General features: G+C 57.1%; 18 protein-coding genes. 15 read left to right on the forward strand and 3 right to left on the reverse strand.

What is annotated here, in order from left to right; genetic code table 11:
- Positions 1-67: 67 nt before the first annotated feature.
- The 3 genes from FLZ89_RS08390 to acs all read right to left on the reverse strand — a co-directional run bounded on the left by FLZ89_RS08390 (position 68) and on the right by acs (position 4355).
- On the reverse strand, positions 68-829 hold the full coding sequence (locus tag FLZ89_RS08390) for a LytR/AlgR family response regulator transcription factor (RefSeq protein ID WP_141304793.1): 762 nt from the start codon (positions 827-829) through the stop codon (positions 68-70).
- Positions 819-2174, reverse strand: coding sequence for a histidine kinase (locus FLZ89_RS08395; RefSeq protein ID WP_141304794.1), 1356 nt, complete (start codon positions 2172-2174; stop codon positions 819-821). Before FLZ89_RS08395 ends, FLZ89_RS08390 begins: the two co-directional genes overlap by 11 nt.
- A 234-nt stretch (positions 2175-2408) precedes the next feature.
- A complete protein-coding gene (acs, locus tag FLZ89_RS08400) occupies positions 2409-4355 on the reverse strand; it encodes an acetate--CoA ligase (RefSeq protein ID WP_141262950.1) in 1947 nt (648 codons plus the stop codon).
- A 235-nt stretch (positions 4356-4590) separates the two neighbouring features.
- On the opposite strand from acs, the gene acpS reads away from it, so the two are divergent.
- From acpS to FLZ89_RS08475, 15 genes are all read left to right on the forward strand, one after another.
- Positions 4591-4962 (forward strand): holo-ACP synthase, encoded by a 372-nt coding sequence (gene acpS / locus FLZ89_RS08405; RefSeq protein ID WP_141304795.1) that lies wholly within the window; start codon positions 4591-4593, stop codon positions 4960-4962.
- Between the two features lie 341 nt (positions 4963-5303).
- Positions 5304-6890: an NAD(P)H-hydrate dehydratase gene (locus FLZ89_RS08410; RefSeq protein ID WP_141304796.1), complete on the forward strand. Its 1587-nt coding sequence runs from the start codon at positions 5304-5306 to the stop codon at positions 6888-6890.
- Positions 6862-7983 (forward strand): alanine racemase, encoded by a 1122-nt coding sequence (gene alr, locus FLZ89_RS08415; RefSeq protein WP_141262944.1) that lies wholly within the window; start codon positions 6862-6864, stop codon positions 7981-7983. The genes FLZ89_RS08410 and alr overlap by 29 nt, the downstream gene beginning before the upstream one ends.
- Before the next feature lie 172 nt (positions 7984-8155).
- Positions 8156-8413, forward strand: a complete 258-nt coding sequence (locus FLZ89_RS08420) for a CopG family ribbon-helix-helix protein (protein ID WP_172613702.1) — start codon at positions 8156-8158, stop codon at positions 8411-8413.
- A 1-nt stretch (position 8414) separates the two neighbouring features.
- Positions 8415-8765, forward strand: coding sequence for a type II toxin-antitoxin system PemK/MazF family toxin (locus tag FLZ89_RS08425; RefSeq protein WP_141262942.1), 351 nt, complete (start codon positions 8415-8417; stop codon positions 8763-8765).
- 33 nt (positions 8766-8798) lie between these two features.
- Positions 8799-9500, forward strand: coding sequence for a gamma-glutamyl-gamma-aminobutyrate hydrolase family protein (locus tag FLZ89_RS08430; RefSeq protein WP_141262941.1), 702 nt, complete (start codon positions 8799-8801; stop codon positions 9498-9500).
- 108 nt (positions 9501-9608) lie between these two features.
- A complete protein-coding gene (locus FLZ89_RS15685; RefSeq protein ID WP_172613515.1) occupies positions 9609-9998 on the forward strand; it encodes a response regulator in 390 nt (129 codons plus the stop codon).
- 69 nt (positions 9999-10067) lie between these two features.
- Entirely contained in the window at positions 10068-10697 is a 630-nt protein-coding gene (thiE, locus tag FLZ89_RS08440; protein WP_141304797.1) for a thiamine phosphate synthase, read from the forward strand.
- A gap of 101 nt (positions 10698-10798) precedes the next feature.
- On the forward strand, positions 10799-11380 hold the full coding sequence (locus FLZ89_RS08445; protein WP_141264066.1) for a uracil-DNA glycosylase: 582 nt from the start codon (positions 10799-10801) through the stop codon (positions 11378-11380).
- A gap of 32 nt (positions 11381-11412) precedes the next feature.
- Positions 11413-11892 (forward strand): tRNA (adenosine(37)-N6)-threonylcarbamoyltransferase complex ATPase subunit type 1 TsaE, encoded by a 480-nt coding sequence (gene tsaE, locus FLZ89_RS08450; protein WP_253256436.1) that lies wholly within the window; start codon positions 11413-11415, stop codon positions 11890-11892.
- On the forward strand, positions 11873-12580 hold the full coding sequence (gene tsaB, locus FLZ89_RS08455) for a tRNA (adenosine(37)-N6)-threonylcarbamoyltransferase complex dimerization subunit type 1 TsaB (protein WP_141262938.1): 708 nt from the start codon (positions 11873-11875) through the stop codon (positions 12578-12580). Before tsaE ends, tsaB begins: the two co-directional genes overlap by 20 nt.
- A complete protein-coding gene (rimI, locus tag FLZ89_RS08460) occupies positions 12562-13056 on the forward strand; it encodes a ribosomal protein S18-alanine N-acetyltransferase (RefSeq protein WP_253256437.1) in 495 nt (164 codons plus the stop codon). The genes tsaB and rimI overlap by 19 nt, the downstream gene beginning before the upstream one ends.
- Entirely contained in the window at positions 13013-14029 is a 1017-nt protein-coding gene (gene tsaD, locus FLZ89_RS08465; protein WP_373995606.1) for a tRNA (adenosine(37)-N6)-threonylcarbamoyltransferase complex transferase subunit TsaD, read from the forward strand. Before rimI ends, tsaD begins: the two co-directional genes overlap by 44 nt.
- 348 nt (positions 14030-14377) lie before the next feature.
- Entirely contained in the window at positions 14378-14944 is a 567-nt protein-coding gene (locus FLZ89_RS08470) for a 5-formyltetrahydrofolate cyclo-ligase (protein WP_172613516.1), read from the forward strand.
- 56 nt (positions 14945-15000) lie between these two features.
- Positions 15001-16554 carry a glycoside hydrolase family 26 protein gene (locus FLZ89_RS08475; protein ID WP_141262936.1) on the forward strand — a complete coding sequence of 518 codons (1554 nt, stop codon included), beginning with the start codon at positions 15001-15003 and terminating at the stop codon, positions 16552-16554.
- Positions 16555-16635: the final 81 nt, after the last annotated feature.

Here is a 16635-nt window from a genome sequence, read left to right on the forward strand (position 1 = left end):
ACCAGGGTGAAAGAACGCTTTCCCCTTGAGAAGCAGGAATGCCGGACGGTGGGCGGCTTGAAATATTTTAATTGATGCCCAGAAGGCTTTTCAGCTTGCGGGCCTGGTTGCGGCTCACCGGTACCTCGCTCTGCTGCTTGTCGGCCATTATCAAGGTGTAGGTGCCGTTGAAGAAGGGAACGATTTCCCGCACCCTGGTCAGGTTGACGATATAGCAGCGGTGGCAGCGGAAGAAAACCCGGGGATCCAGGCGGTTTTCCAGTTCTTTGAGGGTAAAACGGGTGAGGTATTGTTCATTTAATGTTTTTAAATAAACATTATCCCCCTGGGTGCAGGCATAAATCAGGTCGTTTTGATCCAGAAGGATGGTCTTGCCGTCTTTTTCTACCGGCAGGCGGTTGAGGCGGCCCTTGCCGTCGATGCCGGTACCTGCTTCAGGAGTTGCCGGCTGCTGCTGGCGCTGTTCCACCAGGCGGCGGACTTTATCAATGGCCTGGCTCAGACGTTTTTCATCGAAGGGCTTTAAAAGATAATCGACGGCGTTGACTTCAAATGCCTGCAGGGCGTACTCCTCATAGGCTGTGACAAAGATAATGAAGGGCGGGTTGGGTCGCTTTTGAATAGCCCGGGAGAGTTCCAGGCCGTTCATCCCGGGCATATTGATATCCAGGAAAAGCACCGTGTAATCAAGGGCGCTGACGAGATTCAAAGCCTCCCGGGCATTGGTGGCTTCGCCCACCACTTCTACGTCTTTAAACTCCTGGAGCATAAAGCGCAGTTCCTGCCGTGCAGGGTATTCGTCATCGACAATCAGGGCTTTAAGCTTCATTGACCAGCAACTCCTTTGCTGAGGCATCTTTTACCACTGCCGGCCGGATAAAGGGCACCCGCAGGAAAACAGTCGTACCGTTCACGCTGCTCTCCAGGCGCAAACCATAATCCGGGCCGTAAAGGTTCTGGAAGCGCAGGTTGACATTACTTAAACCGACACCGTTACCCGACCCGTACCCCGGCTGGAGTACCAGGGGAATCTTTTCCGGTGGGATACCGACACCGTCATCCTTTACGGTTAAATGGAGTTCATTGCCTGCCAGGCGCCCGGATATTTTGATCATCCCGGGTCCCTCTTTAGGCAGCAGGCCATGGTTGATGGCGTTTTCTACCAGGGGCTGCAGGCTGAGGACGGGAATGTGATAATCCAGCAGTTCTAATGGTACATCCTGAAAGTAACGGAATTTGCTGCCGAACCTGGCCTTTTCCAGGACCAGGTAGGTACGGACACATTCCAGCTCTTCCCGCAAAGTAGTCAGGCTGCCGCGGCGGTTTAAGGTCCGGCGGAAGAGGCTGGCCAGGCGGATCAGCAGGCGGCGGGCCCGCTCCGGGTCGGTACGGCTGAAGCTGATAATGGTATTCAAGGTATTAAAGAAGAAGTGAGGATTGATCTGGGCGTTCAATGCTTCCAGCCGGGCTTCAGTCAGGAGCTGGCGCTGACGGTCCAGCTCGGCCAGCTCGATTTGCAGGCTTAAAAGATCGGCCAGGCCGATGGCCAGGCGGATGATCTGGGGCGGGAAGACCCCTTCCCGGGTCTGGTAGAGCTTTAAAGCGCCGACTATTTCTTCCCGGCATTTTAAAGGAACGATCACGGCTGCTTTTAAAGGGCAGTTACAGCCCATGTTATACCGCGGGCAGCAGAGCCCCTGGGGGGTATGCACGACTTTCAACTTGCCCGTGGCGATGACTTCTTTGGTGGCTTCCGTTAAAATCCGGTCGCCGGCCCGGTGCTGGTCGCAGCCTACCCCCAGGAAGGTCAGCACGTGTTCGCGGTCGGTTATGGCTATGGCCGGGACTTCGGTGATATTCTGGATAATTTCAGCTGTCTTTGCAGCCGTTACTTCATTTAAACCCCTGCGTAATACCGGCAGGGTTTCATGGGCAATTTGCAGGGTGGAAGCGAAAATACCTTCCGTCCCGCCGATTTCCTCCTCTTTTTCCACCGGGGACTGGGTTAATGAGCACGGGGGCCCCTGCAAAGCCTTTAAAGCTCCTAACCCCAGGGCGTTGATCCCCCCAAAAATAAGGGGGGTGATTAAGGGTGAGGCGTGAAAAAAGATGATTGCAGTTATAGTTTCCCCCAGGGTCAATGTTATAAAGAGGAGGTATAATTTATAAGCCATGATTATTTCCTCCAATCAGGTGACGAAAAATTAAGAAAGCGGACACCAACCTTTGTTGATTCCATGCTACAACGAACTGGCTTCTTTGTCAATCAGGGAGATTTACAGAGGCACTGCCCAAATATAAAAAGGGAGAACCCCTCTGTTTACGGGCACTCCCTTCTCGCGGAGGAAGCGGCTAAAGCCGGTTCCTCCGCGCTTCCATCCATAGCCTTCCTGCCTCTGACCTCCGGACTACGCTTCCTCGGCATAAGCGGCTTTCAGCTTGGCTACCGTCGCCGGGTCGGCTAGGGTGGAGGTGTCCCCCGGGGCGCGGCCCTCGGCAATATCCCTGAGGAGGCGGCGCATGATTTTACCGCTCCTGGTCTTGGGCAATTCGGCGGTGAAGAAAATAACTTCCGGCCTGGCCATGGCGCCGATCTTTTGTACCACATGTTCCTTCAGCTCCCGGGCCAGGGCGGGAGTGGCCACGACGCCGTCCTTGACCGTGACGAAGGCCACTATGGCCTGCCCCTTGATTTCATGCTCCCGGCTGATGACGGCCGCTTCGGCGACATCAGGGTGATCCACCAGGGCGCTTTCCACTTCCATGGTGCCGATGCGGTGGCCGGAGACGTTAATGACGTCATCCACCCGGCCCAGGAGCCAGAAGTAGCCGTCTTCGTCCACGCGGGCGCCGTCGCCGGTAAAGTAACAGCCGGGGATGCGGTTCCAGTACTGGTTGACATAGCGCTCGGGGTCGTTGAAGATGGTGCGCATCATAGCCGGCCAGGGTTTTTTAATAACCAGGTAGCCGCCTTTACCCGGTGGTACCGGTTCGCCCCGGTCGTCGACTACCGCTGCTTCCACCCCCGGGAAGGGCCGGCAGGCTGATCCGGGTTTTAAAGGAGTCAACCCCGGCAGGGGGGCAATGAGGATCATGCCCGTTTCCGTCTGCCACCAGGTATCGACAATGGGGCAGCGGCGGTGGCCGATATAGTTGTAGTACCACATCCAAGCTTCGGGGTTAATGGGCTCACCGACTGTTCCCAGTAGCCTCAGGGAGGAGAGGTCGTGCCGGGCCGGGAAAACCGGGCCGGCGCGCATAAAGGAGCGGATGGCCGTAGGTGCGGTATAAAAAATAGTAACACCGTATTTCTCAATAATCTGCCAGCAACGGTCCGGCTGGGGATAGTCGGGGCTGCCCTCATACATAAGAACGGTGGCCCCGTTGGCCAGGGGACCGTAGACGACATAGCTGTGGCCGGTAATCCAGCCGATGTCGGCAGTACACCAGTAGACGTCTTCATCTTTAAGGTCGAAGACGTAACGGGAGGTAGTGGCAACGCCGACCAGGTAGCCGGCCGTGGTATGGACTACTCCCTTGGGTTTACCGGTGGTGCCGCTGGTATGGAGGATAAAGAGGGGATCTTCCGCCTCCATGTGTTCCGGCGGGGTATAGAGAGGAGCGGCGGCCATGAGTTCATGCCACCAGAGGTCCCGGCCCGGCTGCATATTTACTCTTTCCCCGGTGCGTTTGGTAACAATTACTTTCTCGATAGTCGGGGTAGAGGCCAAAGCGGTATCGGCGTGTTCCTTTAAAGCAACTACTCTGCCTTTACGGAAGCCGCCGTCGGCGGTGATCAGCACTTTGGCGCCGATGTCGTTAATCCGGTCCCGCAGGGCGGCGGCGCTGAAACCGCCAAAGACCACGTTGTGGACGGCGCCAATGCGGGTGCAGGCAAGCATGGCAATGGGCAGTTCCGGGATCATGGGTAGATATATGGTGACCCGGTCATTGCGCTTAACTCCCAGCGAACGAAGGACGGCGGCGAACTTGTTGACTTCCCGGTACAGGTCACGGTAGGTAAGGACGACAGAGTCGCCCGGTTCCCCTTCCCAGATAAGGGCCGCCTTATTGCGGCGCCAGGTTTCCAGGTGCCGGTCCAGGCAGTTGTATGATACGTTGAGGGTACCGCCGTTAAACCACCAGGCCAGTGGATATTCCCACTCCAGCACCCGGTCCCAGGGCCGGAACCAGTGGAGCTTAGCAGCTTCCCTGGCCCAGAATTGTTCTATATCTTCGCCTTCCTTATATAAGCCGGCATCCCTGGCATTGGCTGCAGCAGCAAAGGCCGGCGGGGGAGGAAAAGTGCGGTTTTCCTTCAGCAGCGCTTCGATGGTCCTGGTGTCTTTACTCATGGTTCTCACTCCCTTCCTGTGCTTCTATCTTAAACAGGAAAGCAAGAAAAATAAAGGCTTTGGGCGCCAAAGGTCGTTTTGCCGGATTTAACGGTAGGCAGGGAGGTTCAAGTTGCGTTGAGAATATAACTTTACACCTGGCAAGGGACTTTTTGCCGCCAAGGAGGTTTTTCACCATTATTGCCGAATAAAGCAAAGGGGAATTAAGCAGCAGTAAAATGGTTAGGATGGGATTATGGCAAGCCTTGGCATTGACATTATTGAAATTGAGCGCCTGGAAAGGGCTTTAAAGCGCCACCCGCGTTTAATGAACAGGTTATTCACGCCGGCGGAACAGGAATACTGTTTGAGCCGGCACCGTCCCGGGGCTTCCCTGGCCGCCCGTTTTGCCGCCAAGGAGGCGGTAATGAAGGCTCTGGGGGTGGGATTGGGGAGCTGTTCCTTCCGGGACATTGAGATTCGCCGGGAAGAGAGCGGGCGGCCCCGGGTAGTGCTCTATGGCCGGGCCGGGGAACTGGCCCGCGAGGTGGGAGCCGACACCGTAACCGTTAGTCTGTCCCACTGCCGGGCCTATGCTGCGGCAGTAGCCCAGGCTTTGGCGGAATAGCCCTGCACGCGAAGCCGAAAGCTTCGACGACGATATGGGTGGGGATATGTCCCGGAGCCGCGAATAGTGGAGCGAAGGTCAAAAGGACAGGCGAGGTGAGGGAACCGCTGCCGACGCCGAGGACGCCTGAGCGTGCCTTGGCGAGGAATATAGCGTGACCTCATAGAAGGATTTAGGCCAGCGGAGCAGGAAGCCTTTTCATTGGCAATCCGCAGGCGACGAGCAGCGGTCCGAACCGAGCCGTAGTCCTGTCGGCGCGTAACTCCTGAGCGGCGGAGGGACATATCCCCACCAGAAGGTACCATTTTTAGCAGAACCCTATTTTCGGAAGAGGGATGGTTATGTATCTGGTAACGGCCGCGGAAATGGGGCAGCTGGACCGCCTGGCTTCCAGCGAGTACCTGGTACCCAGCATTGTGCTCATGGAAAATGCTGGCTTGAGGGTCGTGGAATCCATCCGGCGCCATTTTCAAGACCGGGTGAAGAACCGCCGGGTATTAATCTTCTGCGGCAAAGGCAATAACGGTGGCGACGGCCTGGTGGTGGCCCGCCATCTGTTAAACCAGGGGGCGGAGGTTAAGGTCTTCCTTCTTGCCCGGCCGGAGGACTTGCGGGGTGATGCCCGGACAAATTTAGAAATTTACCAGAAGATGGGCGGCAGGCTCTACCCAATCCTGGGGGAAAGCCACCTCCAGCGGGCTGACATCGCCCTCCTTTATGCCGACCTGGTGGTAGACGCCATTTTTGGTACCGGTTTTAAAGGAGCGGCCATGGGCTTGCCGGCAGCCGTCATCACCATGATCAATAAAGCCCACCGGGTGACAGTGGCCGTTGACCTGCCCTCCGGCCTGGAAGCAGATACCGGCCGGGCTTTTGGCCCCTGCATTCAGGCTACCTGGACCGTAACCTTTGCCCTGCCCAAACTGGGGCTGGCCGTCGAGCCGGGGGCGAGCTACGCCGGCCGCCTGGAAGTGGCCGACATAGGCATCCCCCAGAAACTCATTGACAGCCAGCGTTTTAACCTGCACCTGCTGACAACGGCCTGGTGCCGTTCCCGCTTGCCCAAACGGGATGCCAGCAGTCACAAGGGCCTTTACGGCCATGTCCTGGCCGTGGGCGGTTCACCGGGCCTGACCGGGGCTATTACCCTGGCGGCCGCGGCAGCTTTAAGGGCCGGGGCCGGCCTGGTAACGGCGGCCGTACCGCAGGGTGTCCATACCATTCTGGAAATGAAAACGACGGAAGTCATGACCTGTTCCCTGCCGGAAACACCGGGCGGATATTTAAGCCGTGAGGCCCTGGACCCCATCCTGGAGCGCCTGGCGCAATGTGACGTCCTGGCCCTTGGTCCCGGCCTTTCCCGGGACCCGGCAACAATGGAACTGGTAAAGGAGCTCCTACCCCGCCTTAAGGTTCCGGCGGTGGTCGATGCCGATGCCCTCAATGCCCTGGCAACAGATACCAGCATCCTTACCGGTGATCACGGTCCCCTGGTTCTAACACCCCATCCGGGGGAGATGGCGCGCCTGGTGGGGACAACGGCGGCCAGAGTCCAGGAAGATCGCCTGGAGATAGCCAGGAAGTACGCCCGGGAATGGCAGGTGGTCCTCGTCCTTAAAGGTGCCCGCACCATCATCGCCTGGCCCGACGGGCAGGCCTACATTAATCCTACGGGAAATCCCGGCATGGCTACTGCCGGCAGCGGCGATGTCCTGACGGGGATTATCGCTGGCCTTATGGCCCAGGGGCTGGAGCCAGGGGTGGCCGCGGCCCTGGGGGCCTTCTTGCATGGAGCGGCCGGGGACGAGGCGCGGGCCAGCCTGGGCCAGTATGCTCTCCTGGCGGGAGATTTGTTAAACTTTTTACCAGCGGTTTGCCGCAATTTGGAGGTGGAGGCCGGTGTCACGGCCGGTTTGGGCCGAGATTGATTTGGATGCCATCGCCCACAATGTCCGCGCCATTAAAAAAATATTAGCCCCACAAACAGAGATCATGGCTATTGTTAAAGCCAACGCTTACGGCCACGGGGCCGTGCCGGTAGCCAGGACGGCCCTGGCGAGCGGGGTCACATGGTTGGGGGTAGCCACGCTGGATGAAGCCCTGGCGTTACGGGAGGAGGGGATTACAGCCCCTCTGCTTATTTTAGGCTATACCCCGGCCGAAGATGCCGGCCGGGTGGTGGCCGCGGACCTGTCCCAGACGGTCTTCAGCCTGGAACAGGCCCGGGTCTTGAATGCAGCCGCCGCTGCTGCCGGTACCCGGGCGCGGCTGCATTTAAAAATTGATACCGGCATGGGACGGCTGGGTTTTTTGCCTGACCGGGCCGTAGCTGAGGCTCTGGCCATAGCCAGGTTGCCCCACGTCCGGCTGGAAGGTATATTCACCCATTTTGCCGCTGCCGATGCAGCCGATAAAACCTATACCAGGCGGCAACTGGCCCTGTTTCAAAGGGTAATTACCGACCTGGAGCAACAGGGCATAACCTTCCCCTGGCGCCATGCGGCCAACAGCGGGGCCATAATCGACCTGCCGGAAACCCATTTCAACCTGGTGCGGGCGGGTATTATTCTTTATGGCCATTATCCTTCCCCGGAGGTTCGGAGGGAGCGCCTGGATTTACGTCCGGCCATGACTTTAAAGACCAGGGTCGTTCTGGTAAAGGAGGTGCCGGCCGGGACGTATATTAGCTATGGTTGCACCTACTGTACGCCTGCCCCCGCCAGGATAGCAACTTTGCCGGTGGGCTACGCCGACGGCTACTCGCGTCTCCTTTCCAACCGGGCGGAAGTATTAATCCGGGGCCGTCGGGCGCCGGTTATCGGCCGGGTCTGCATGGATCAGTGTATGATAGATGTTACGGCTGTCCCGGAAGCCAGCACCGGCGATGAAGTAGTCCTGTTCGGCCACCAGGGGGAACAGTATCTGCCGGTGGAGGAAGTGGCTGCCTGGATGGGAACGATAAACTATGAAATTCTTTGCCTGATTTCCGGGAGGGTACCGCGGGTATATAACCAAAGTTAAAAAATGGCCGTTGAAATGATTTCTCCCGGCCTTGCGCTGGTAATCCTTTACCGCTATAATTGGTTATATCATGACAGCAATATAAAGTGTTTATAGGCCGTAACCCCTGTCTGACCTTAAGTTGCTACTTCCCAGTAGGAGGTGCCTTTTCTTGCCGGGTGTCAAACGGATCATGATCAGTCTACCGGAAAGCCTCCTGGCCGAGGTCGACGGCCTGGCGACCCTGGAAAGGCGTAATAGGAGTGAATTTATTCGCGAAGCCATGAAATTATATATTACAGAGCGTAAACGCCGCGATATCCGGGAGCAAATGAAACGGGGATACCAGGAAATGGCGTCAATCAATCTGGCCCTTGCGGTGGAACACTATGATGTAGAAAATGAAGCCCAGAAATACTACGATGATGATAGACTGGCGGAGTGTAAATAAAATGCTGGTTCGGCGTGGAGACGTTTTTTATGCCCATCTAAATCCGGTGGTCGGTTCCGAACAAGGAGGAACCCGGCCGGTACTTATCATCCAGAATGACATCGGCAATCAGTACAGTCCTACCACCATCGTTGCCGCTATCACGTCTCAGATCGCCAAGGCAAAATTACCCACCCACGTGGAAATCAGCGCTGCCAGGAGCGGCCTGGAGCGGGATTCGGTTATCCTTCTGGAACAAATCCGTACTATTGATAAAAGCCGCCTCAAGCAAAAGGTAGCCGTCCTTGATGAAGAAACCCTGGAAAAGGTCAACCGGGCCATAGAGATCAGCCTGGGCTTGATAGAGATATAGTTTTTGGAGAGGGCGAGTTACGGGGGGAGAACTATGGCTGCGCCAAGAATAGGGGTTACCTGTGACCTGGAGCGCGGCCGGGAACGCGCTTTCTTGCGGGCGACCTATCTCCAGGCTATTACAGTCGCCGGGGGCTTGCCGGTACTCTTACCGCCGGTAAACCCGGAACTGGCAGCAGGTTACCTGGCAATCATCGATGGCTTGCTTTTAACAGGTGGCGGTGATATTGAGCCGTCTTTTTTTAACGCCCGGCCGCAAGCCAGGCTGTATAAAGTCATCCCGGAACGGGATGCCTTTGAGCTGGCCCTGACCCGGGCCGCCCTGGCGGCCGGTAAGCCGGTACTTGCTATTTGTCGGGGCATCCAGGTGCTCAATGTGGCTGCCGGAGGTGACCTGTACCAGGATATCAAAACAGAAGTTCCAGATGCCCTGGAGCACACCCAGGCCGGGCCCAGGGAGGAACCAAGCCACGATATTAAGGTTCTACCCGGCACCCGGCTGGTAAGAATTTTGGGGGTAGCGACACGAGTCAACAGCCTGCACCACCAGGCAGTCCGCCGGGTGGGTAAGGGTTTAAGGGTAAGTGCCGTGGCTCCTGATGGCCTAATTGAAGCCCTGGAAGGGGAAGGGAAGGCAATGGTAATTGGTGTCCAGTGGCACCCTGAGGATTTGTATTGTCATGACCAGCGGCAGAAACAGTTGTTTGAATATTTTATTGAGCAACTTTTAGGATAACGTTTTCTTACATATTTTTTACATAAGTTGCAAGGAATTGGTCATTGCATGTCGAATAAAAAACATAGGAGAATGATTTTCCAGGTAATTCCGGAGGATGCATAGGTCGTGCCAAGGATACTCATCGTTGATGACCAGCGGGGTGTCCGTGCCTTATTGCAGCTTGCTTTCCAGGAAGAAGGCTATCAAGTGGCAACAGCAGTTAACGGGAAAGATGCCCTGCGCCAGGTGGAACGCTGGCGACCAGATGTAGTAGTGATGGATGTCAGGATGCCCATCATGAGCGGGCTGGAAGCCTTGCCGCGGATCAAGGCCCTGGCGCCGCAGACGGCAGTCATCATCATGTCGGCTTACGTTGATGGGATGGCGCTGTCGGAAGTCTGGCGCCTGGGAGCCAGCGACTTTATCTACAAACCCTTTGACTTGGACGAATTAAAGGCTAAGGTAAAGGTTGCTTTACCCGACGCGGAACCTACAGGCAGGAAAGTGGCCCGGTAATAACGAAGTATAAAGCCGCCTGCATACCTAGGTAGGTGGCTTTTATACTTTTTGGAGGAGGACAATGTCATGGCTCCATGGGACCTGTACGTCATCATTACTACTGAACTGGGAGGGGGTCGGCCGACCCTGGAACTGGTACGCCAGTCCCTGGCCGGCGGGGCGACGGCCATCCAGCTGCGGGAGAAAGACCTGCCGGCCCGGGAGCTGGTAGAGCTGGGCCGGGAGATCCGGGAGCTTACCCGCGCTGCCGGGGCTACCTTTATCATAAACGATCGCCTGGATATAGCCCTGGCGGTAGAGGCTGATGGCGTCCATCTCGGCCAGGAGGATTTACCGGCCAGGGTAGCCAGGGAGCTTCTGGGCCCGGGAAAAATCCTGGGGGTATCAACGGGTACGGTGGCTGAGGCCCGGCAGGCGGTTGCGGACGGTGCGGATTACCTGGGTGTTGGCAGCATCTACGCTACTAAAAGTAAAGGGGATGCCGGCGAACCCATCGGCCTGGCGGGGTTAAAGGCCATCCGGGCTGCAGTCACCATCCCTGTTGTCGCCATAGGCGGCATCAACACCAGCAACGCCGCCGATGTCATTGCAGCTGGAGCTGACGGCGTGGCCGTCGTCTCAGCGGTGATCGGTGCCCCGGACGTTGCTGCGGCCGCTAAGGAATTGCTGGCCGCCGTCAGGCGGGCCCGGAACTAGCGTATCAAGATGTTATGCGGCCGTGCCAGGCCGGCCAGGGAAAGTAATTACCAGGCAGGATTATCGCCGTAAAGGTAGAAGTAAGGTTTTGGGTGTTGCTTATGGACCTGGAAACCCTGCGCCAGAAGGCCCTGGCCTGCCGGGGATGCAGCTTAAGGCAGGGGGCCAGAAAGGTGGTTTTTGGTGAGGGTAACCCCCGGGCCGGCTTAATGCTGGTGGGGGAGGGCCCTGGCGCCCGGGAAGACGAACTGGGCCGACCCTTTGTCGGGCCTGCCGGAGAGCTTCTCGACCGCATCCTGGTTGCTGCCGGCTTTAAACGGGAAGAATTATATATAACCAATGTCGTTAAATGCCGGCCGCCGGGCAACCGCCAGCCGGTTCCCGCTGAAGTACAGGCTTGCCGGCCCATTCTGGAGGCCCAGATTAAACTTATTAAACCTAAAATTGTCGTCTGCCTGGGGGCTGTGGCCACCCAAACTTTAATTGCCCCCGGGGCCAGCATCACCCGGTTGCGGGGCCGGTGGATTGCCCGGGATGGTATTCGTTACCTGCCCACCTTTCACCCTGCAGCCCTGCTCAGGGATGCTGCTAAAAAACGGCCGGTCTGGGAGGATTTTAAAAGCTTGCGGGACGTTTACCGCGCCTTGCAGGCGGAACAACTGTCCCTGGAGTTTGAAGAATGAACGGGCGGTATTAAAACAGGAATGAATGAACGGTGACGACTGTGCAAATATGGTTAAAGAATGCCGAGGCCACCGGGGAACTGGGCCGGATCCTGGGCCGGCTTTTAAACCCGGGCGATGTTATAATCCTCACCGGCGAGCTGGGAGCCGGCAAGACCACCCTGGCCCAGGGCCTGGCCCAGGGCCTGGGAGTGACCGGTAAGGTTACCAGTCCCACCTTTACCCTGATTCAGGAACACCAGGGCCGCCTTCCCTTTTACCATATTGATGTTTATCGCCTGGAGGACCCGGGGGCTGCCCTGGAGCTGGGACTGGAGGAGTATTTGTACGGCCAGGGAGTGACGGTGATTGAGTGGGGGGAGCGTCTGGGGGAACTTTTACCCCCGGAGTACCTGGAGGTTTGCCTGGAGTATGACCTCACGGCAGGCCGGCGCGCTACCCTGACGGCCCGGGGGCAACGTTATCTCCGTATCCTGGAGGAGCTGAAGCAAATTGCTGGTCCTGGGGCTTGACAGTGCCACCCAGGTTGCCGGGGTGGCTTTAATCGATGGCGACCGGCTGGTAGCCGAATTGTTTTTCAATACCCGCAAAAACCACTCCCAGCGCCTGTTACCCATGATCGCTGCCCTGCTCCGTGAAGCGGGGGTGAAACTGGCCGATCTTGACGGCCTGGCCGTGGCCCTGGGGCCGGGGTCCTTTACAGGTTTACGGATTGGCCTGGCCACAGTCAAAGGCCTGGCCCACGCGGCGCGAAAGCCGGTGGCCGGTATTCCCACCCTGGATGGCCTGGCCTGGAACGCCTGGGAGGTACCGGGGCTGGTCTGCCCGGTACTCTATGCGCGCCGCCAGGAGGTATATACGGCCCTTTACCGCTGGCAGGAGGGAGAATTATGCCGTTTAACACCATATCAGGCCGTGGATCCTTGCTTGCTAGTCGAATCATTAAAATCGTACACTATGCCGGTCTATTTTTTAGGCGATGGAGTAGCACCATACCGGGAAGTATGGCAGCAGCTGGGACCCAGGGCCCGCTTTCTTCCCTCCACCAGCGCCCTGCCGCGGGCGGCGCAAATAGCCAGGTTGGGCCGGGAACGCCTCCTGGCCGGGCAGGCAGACAACCTTTTCCAGTTAAAGCCACTCTATCTCCGCCCCTCACCGGCGGAGAGGCAGGTCCGGTCGAAGTGCAAATCCTGCCCATGACCAGCGAATACCTGGATGGGGTGCTGGCCATTGAAAGGGTATCCTTTTCTACCCCCTGGACGCGCCATTCCTTCTTAAATGAAATATATAACAATAATTTTGCCTATTATTATGTAGCCCTGGCCGGACGGCAGGTTATTGGCTATGCTGGGATGTGGATTATCCTTGATGAAGCTCACATTACCAATGTGGCTGTCCACCCCCGGTACCGCGGCCGGCGCCTGGGGGAGCTGCTCCTCAAGGTCCTGATGCAGGAGGCCGTGCGCCTGGGCGCCGACAGGATGACTCTCGAGGTACGGGTTTCCAACCGGCCGGCCCAGCGCCTTTATGAACGTCTGGGCTTTGCCCGCGCCGGGATCCGTAAAGGTTATTATAACGACAACCGCGAAGACGCCATTATAATGTGGAAACATTTCTTTGAGGAGAATGGCAGTGGAACCAGCAACCACTATTCTGGCCATCGAAACTTCCTGTGACGAGACGGCAGCAGCTGTCGTTATCAATGGTACTGAGGTACGGGCCAACATCGTTGCTTCCCAGATCGCTACCCACCGCCGCTTTGGCGGGGTAGTGCCGGAGATAGCTTCCCGGCATCACGTGGAAAATATCGTCCCGGTGGTGGCCGAAGCCCTGGCTACTTCCGGCCTGTCCTTCACCGACCTGGATGCCGTGGCAGTTACGTACGGGCCCGGCCTGGTGGGGGCTTTGCTGGTAGGCCTGGCCTACGCCAAAAGCCTGGCCTATGCCCTTGATAAACCCCTCATCGGCGTCCACCACCTGCTGGGCCACATCTATGCCGGCTTTTTGCAGTATCCCCATTTGCCCCTGCCGGCCGCCTGCCTGGTAGTATCCGGCGGCCATACCAGCCTGGTGTACCTGGAAAGCCATACCTGCCGGCGCATCCTGGGGACTACCCGGGACGACGCCGCCGGGGAAGCCTTTGACAAAGTGGCCCGGGTACTGGGCCTGCCTTACCCGGGTGGTCCTGAGCTAGAAAAGCTGGCCCGGGAGGGCAATCCCCGGGCCATCAATTTCCCCCGGGCCTGGCTGGAAGAAGGCAGCCTGGACTTCAGCTTCAGCGGCCTGAAGTCAGCGGTAATCAATTACCTCCACCATGCCCGGCAGGTCGGGATGGAGGTTAAGCGCGCCGATGTAGCGGCCAGCTTCCAGGCGGCGGTGGTAGAAGTGCTGGTGGCCAAAACCGTCCAGGCAGCCAGGCGTTTTGCCGCCCGCTCCATCCTCCTGGCCGGGGGTGTGGCAGCCAACGGTTTCTTACGCCGGGAGCTGGCGGCAGCAGCCCGGGAAGCAGGTTTACCCGTTTTTTGCCCGTCGCCTGATTTGTGCACCGATAATGCCGCCATGATCGCCTGCGCCGCCTACTACCAGTACCTGCGGCGGGATTTTGCCCCCCTGGATTTAAACGCTATCCCCGATTTACCACTGTATTAACAGACTCCCGGACCGTGCCGGGACCATTTTGGGACCTGAACGGCTGTTTTTGTGGACGATTTGACCTGTGGATAATGTGTATAAACCTGTGATTAACCTGGAATTAAGGCTTCCTTTGCTGTGGATAAATTTAAAATCCTCCCCGTCGCAAGTTATTCACTAAATGTGGATAACTGGCTGGAAGGCTTGATTTTCAAGGGGTTAACATGTGGAAAGATTGTGGATACAGGCTGGGGCAATATTTTTATAAAGATGTCCTGGGACTGTTTTCTTAGAGACATGGAAGGAATCTGCCATCTTTATGTCTAATCATCTAAGCCGGAACGGCCGAGCCGGGGGGATGTGAACTTGAAAAAGCAGTTAAGGAAGCAAATTATAGCCAGGCGTAATGCCCTGGCAACAGCAGTCAGGGAAGCTAAAAGCGAGATTATCGTTAAAAAAATCTTGGAACTACCTGCCTGGCAGCAGGCCGGCATAATTATGAGTTATGTTTCCTTTGGCAGTGAAGTGGCTACCCCTGCCCTGATTAAAGCGGCCCTGGCCGGGGGAAAACGGGTGGCCGTTCCCCTATGCGTCCGGGATGGGCGGCGCCTTATTGCTTCGGAAGTCCTGGCTTTCCCGGACGATTTGCAGCCCGGTACCTGGGGTATCCTGGAACCCAGGCCGGAAAGCTTACGCCCCCTGGAACCTGAACTCATCGACCTGGTCATCGTACCCGGGGTGGCCTTCGACAGGGGCGGCAACCGTCTGGGCTACGGCGCCGGCTATTATGACCGTTTCCTGGCAACCTTAAGGCCCGGCGCCATGACTATCGCCCTGGCCTTTACCGAGCAAATTGTACCCGACGTGTATCCCGAGCCCCATGACCGGCCGGTGGATATGGTTATCACCGAGGCGGGAATTATTGAGCCCTGAGGATATGATGGGCTGGCGGCCGGTGCGGGTAACACTCCCCGAAAGGAAGAAAACCGGTGCGCAAGTGGACCTGGCTTGTTTTCCTGGTTCTTTTTCTCCTGGCCCTGGGTAGCGGGCGCCTGCAGCAACAGCCGCAGGTTGCCGGCAATTTCCCCGGTAACTTGAGCATGACCCCGGTAGATAATGATACTCAGGAATGGCAGGAACTAGTAAATACATATGATGGTTTCAGTTTAAACTATCCTGTCGACTGGCAGCAGGAGATTATCCCGGGGGTAGCAACCATCCTGACCAAACCCGGTTACGCCAAATTATCTATCTTCGCCCAGCCTTTAGGGAAAATCAGCGCCGAGGAATACGTCCTTTACAGCAACCGCAGCCTCCAGGAGGGATGGGGCAGCATTAAGCTCCAGGGCCAGCAGCAGTTAAATATCCGGGGCTACCATACCTGGCAGTTTGAATGGACGCGGCAGCAACTGGGCGCCGGCGATCTCAACTGCTACCGCGAGTATGACCTGGTCGCCGGCAAAACCGTCTATACCTTTATGCTCAAAAGCAACCAGGCCAATTTTACGGCCGCAGTGCGGGATTTAAACCGGATTATTCAGAGCTTTAACCCCCTGCCGCCGCAAGGTGTACCTGCCCTGCCGGCAGCCCCGCCGGTCCAGCGGGATATCGCAATCGAAGGCCGGCGTCACCGCCTGGTGATCCCGGCGGATAAAACCCTGTGGGGCATCCTTAACCCTCACAAGCCGGGGCGCCTGGAGTATTTTGAAAAGCTCCTGCCCCTGGAAAAAGAGCTGGACTTTAAATTTCAATTTCTCATTACTTATGCCGCCTTTGATACCCGCTTCAACTTTAAAGAATTACAGAAAATCTACGACGATAACCGTGTGATGATGGTTGCCCTGCAGCCCTGGTGGTACGGCAAAAAAAATGATACCTCCCTCATTGACCTCATTCAGGGCAGGTATGACCATATTTTACGGGAATGGGCGCGGCAGTTTAAAGCCCTGGAAGACCCCGTTTTCGTCCGTTTCGGCAACGAGATGAACGGCGACTGGTCCACCTGGTCGGCCTGGTACTACGGCAAGGATCCGGACATTTTTAAAATGGCCTGGAAGCATGTCTATCGCCTCTTCCAGGCGGAGGGGGCGAATAATGTCCTTTTTGTCTTTAACCCCCACGACCGCTCCTTTCCCAACTTTAAATGGAATAATTACCTGCTTTATTACCCGGGGGATCAAACCGTGGACTGGATCGGCCTGACGGGCTACAACAACGGCACCAGCCATGCCGCCGACACCTGGCGCGGGTTTAATGAAATCTATGCGCCCCTGTACCGCGAGTATATGTATTATTTCGGGAAGAAGCCCTTCATGATTACTGAGTTCTCCAGTAACGAAGTGGGCGGCGACAAGGCGGCCTGGATACGGGAATGTTTCCGGAGCCTGGCGCTATACTACCCCAATATTAAGATTGCCGTGTGGTTTAACCAGGTGGACGGCAAGTGGCTTTATAACCTGGATTCTTCCCCGGGGAGCAAGGCGGCCTTCAAGGAGGGCCTGCAGGATCCCCACTACCGGTTCCAGGCGGTGATCCCCGAGTAAGCTGGCCTGTTTTCCCTCGGACTAAAACCCATGCATAGGGCAGCGGCAGGCAAGTCCCTGGAGCAATGGAGGAGATTCTGC

Origin of the sequence: Moorella sp. E306M (assembly GCF_006538385.1) — a bacterium.
In the GTDB taxonomy this organism is placed as follows: domain Bacteria; phylum Bacillota; class DSM-521; order Neomoorellales; family Neomoorellaceae; genus Neomoorella.